Source organism: Mesotoga sp., assembly GCF_035363035.1.
Classification (GTDB): Bacteria; Thermotogota; Thermotogae; order Petrotogales; family Kosmotogaceae; genus Mesotoga.
In genome coordinates this window covers 1-3,339 of sequence record NZ_DAOSEH010000144.1, presented here as the reverse complement: position 1 = coordinate 3,339, position 3,339 = coordinate 1, and the positions used below count along the sequence as shown (strand labels likewise).

Sequence of the window (3,339 nt, the reverse complement as noted above, 5' to 3'; positions counted from 1 at the left end):
AGAGGTGTTTCCCTTGATTCTCGGACTTGCAAGAACTGAAAATACTCTCACTTACGATCACTGCCCCTTCTTGATGAATTCTTCTATACTTTCTACCAGCGGCGCTGTGCTCTTCCTGTTTGTCCAGTTCACCGGCACTGAGTACGATGCCAGCATGCCTTTCTCGTCGTTCGTGAGTCGATCACCGACAGACCGATTATACCCACAGCATAAAGCGACCCGCCGAAGACAACCACATCGTAGTTGCCAAGCCTTTCAGTATCGAACGAAGAGATGTCGGAAATATCCGCCCCGGTATCTTCGGCAATCCATCTGGCGTATTTTTCACAGCTCCCGTATTTGGATTTGTATAGCACAACCACTTTAGACAAAACAATTCCCCCAGAAAACCGGATTCTTCAAAGGGAATTGTATCATCATTTGAATATCCTGTATCTCCAGGAAGAAAAGGCCCAGTTAAGGGCCTTCACTATTTTATTTCAAATCTATCAGAAGTAAACGTCGAAACCCAGCAATACTGGCAGGGGCCAGAAGTACAGGGAGTAATTGAGCCTGTCGGTCATCTTCGTAACGTCGATGATGCTCAGAGCCGGAGATATCTGGGGCATAGAAAACTTTCCTTTGGAAAACGAGTACGTTGAAGAGCCTCGCAATCCGACGGCTACCATGAACTTCCTTCCAAAGAAGGGGAAGGACAGATTCTCGATACCCGTGAAGAGCCTTCCACTTATTCCAAATTCAAAACTCGCTCCCCCCAAGTCGGAGCTGTAGGAGACCGTCGGACCGGCATAAAGCATCATCTGGGTGAATTCCAGCGGACCGACACTCCAGGGATCGGCTAATTTGAACCCTATGTGATAATACCCTCTGGCCGAGAAGGTTTGAAGGATGAACGGAAAATACGCTATCGACCCACCTATGTTGTTGGTGTTGAAAGTATAGCCGAAGGCCGAAACGGCTACAGCCACGAGAATCAGTAAAAGCAACGCTTTCTTCATTTTTTTCACCTCCCGGCCTTAGTATAACATTTCTTCCCTTTTCGGAGCCAGAAGCCTCGAAACCTCTTTCCGCTCGCCGAAGTCAGGAACACTCCTCTTGTCTGGAAAAGTGAAAAACCGGGTTGTCCCTCACTCTAGATTTTACGTTTCAACTTTAGGATCGTAATAGATAATCCCAGAGCGAGCATGGAGGCGTATATCGTTATAGTTTCACTCCGGGTCAAATCGTCGGACTTTTCGGGGATTTGCTCGGCTTCTCCCCTCGCCCTGTTTCCCATATCGAAATCGGGCATCTCAGAGGGTGGTTGCATGTTTGCCCTCCCCTCGACCATGCCGCCCGCATCGACGGGCATTCCTTGAGGAGGTTGCATATCTGGGGGTTGCATGTTCTGCACTCTTTCCTCCCTTTCGGGAAGCATCTCGAGGGGATCGATATTCTCTGCGTTCCTGTTGTCTCTCACCGGCATCGCGTTGGCCGGCACGTTCCAGCCTTCGTTACCGGCCATGGGCATTCTTTCGAAGAAAGAGCTCGCCGTACTGTCGGATCCATCGCTTTTAGAGGGAATCTCCCCGCTCAGTTGTTTTAAGATCGTTTCGACTCTGGCGCTGTTGTAGTCGATCAGTCCCGTGCTCCGGCCATCAGTGGAGTTGAAGGAAGCCAGGAATTGCTCGTACGAATACAGCGCTGTGGGATCGTCCTTGACGTAAGGATCGATCATCGCAGCGACTTCTTCAACCCGTTCTGCGAAGAATTCGTCGTTCAGATAGCCGTCTATTATAAGCTGAAGATAGCCGTGATATCTCTCCAGGTACTCCTCCCTGGTGAGCAGTCTGTTGACTATCGGGAGCGAGGCCATGTTGACGGCCGGTGTGTCTATGTAGAAGCTGCCGCCGCTTCCTCTGTCGCCGCCGAATCCCCCGAAGGCCATGTTGAAATCCCATGGTAGCATCACGAATTGACCGTCTCTGTCATAGAGGTAGTAGTTGTGGTTCATTCCGCCCAGTATCGAATCCATGCTTCCGGCGGCTACGCAAAGAGCGTAATACTTGAGAAAGGAGTCTATGTCCAGCACTTTTTCAAGTTCTTCGTACGTCCCTTCCTGTAAAACCTTCAACATCTCAACTATAGAGATTCTGTCGCTCGTCTCCTCGTTGGTTTGAAGGGCCAGACCGGGGTAGCTCTGCGGGTCGTCGTCTATGTACACCAGATTGGCTCCGGTGCCTTCCGGTTTGTACAGATCTCCGTAACCGTAAGCGAAGTGATCGCGTACGAAGTTTTCGTCTATGTTTTCGACACCCAGATAAAGCCCGAAGTACTGGTTGTTTATATGCAACGCAATATAGGTTGTCCGCGGAGTTTCGAGACCGAGCATTTCCGAGATCTCGTACGTCAGGTACTCTCTCATGAACGAGGGGTCTGAGAAACCGTTGTTGAGGTTTATCTTGGTTATTCCGAAAAGGTTTTGACCTTTGACATAGTGGTTGAAGTCGAGCTTGAAGCTGTAACGGTTCGAAGTGGAATTCGCTGCCTGCATGAGCGAGGAGTTGCCCTTGGGTCTGATCCCGACGTTTTTTATGCGATAGCCGTTGTAAACGACGTTGCACATTATGTATTCTTCCATACGGGCCTGATCGAACATCTTCTGGAGCTCGGCCTCGTCAACTTCTATATATACGTCTATAACTCTGTCGTGAGGAAAAAGAACGGCGTCCGTCGGATTTCTTACAGTCTGCGAACCTCCCTCGAAGGCGCCGAAGAAGACCACCGTCAATAAGCCAAGCAACATTAGTGCCGACACCTTTAAAAGCTTTTTCATATCATCGCCCCTCTAGGCAGCGTAATCACCGTTGTAACTTATTAGAACCGCGTTCGATACGCTGTCGATAGATTTGAGTTCATTGACGAAATCGATTTCTCCGCTTTTGATGCGCAATTCCACGGAAAGCTCGATGTTTTCCGCCGTGACCGTTTTCGACTTTATATTGTACCTTTTGACTTTGTCCTTCAGCTTGTCGAGTATCGCCTTCTCGGCCTCTGAATTTACGTAGTCCAGCAGAAGTATGTAGGGCGACGTCTGGGACTTGAAGTTGGCGAATACAAGCAGGATTATGCCTATGATGACCGAGCCCATGACCGCGAGCAGATAGAAAGAGGCGCCCGTGACTATCCCCACGGCGATCGCCCAGAACATGAAGACTATGTCCATCGGGTCTTTAATCGCGGTTCTGAACCTCACGATGCTTAGAGCGCCCACCATTCCAAGCGAAAGCACGATGTTGGTCGTTACGGCCATTATTACCAGGGAGGTGACCATGGCTATCATGACCAGCGATACGTTGA

At 49.7% G+C, this 3,339-nt stretch carries 4 protein-coding genes; all 4 read right to left on the bottom strand.

The annotated features are described in order from the left end of the window. Positions 1 to 128: 128 nt before the first annotated feature. Positions 129 to 362 carry a flavodoxin domain-containing protein gene (locus PKX57_RS11705; RefSeq protein ID WP_470745911.1) on the bottom strand — a complete coding sequence of 78 codons (234 nt, stop codon included), beginning with the start codon at positions 360 to 362 and terminating at the stop codon, positions 129 to 131. A gap of 126 nt (positions 363 to 488) precedes the next feature. Continuing rightward, a complete protein-coding gene (locus tag PKX57_RS11700; RefSeq protein ID WP_213922403.1) occupies positions 489 to 998 on the bottom strand; it encodes a hypothetical protein in 510 nt (169 codons plus the stop codon). A gap of 134 nt (positions 999 to 1,132) precedes the next feature. Next, a complete protein-coding gene (locus tag PKX57_RS11695) occupies positions 1,133 to 2,815 on the bottom strand; it encodes a CotH kinase family protein (protein WP_472417491.1) in 1,683 nt (560 codons plus the stop codon). Between the two features lie 12 nt (positions 2,816 to 2,827). Next, a partial coding sequence (locus PKX57_RS11690; RefSeq protein ID WP_472417489.1) for a DUF4956 domain-containing protein occupies positions 2,828 to 3,339 on the bottom strand: 512 nt, incomplete at its 5' end.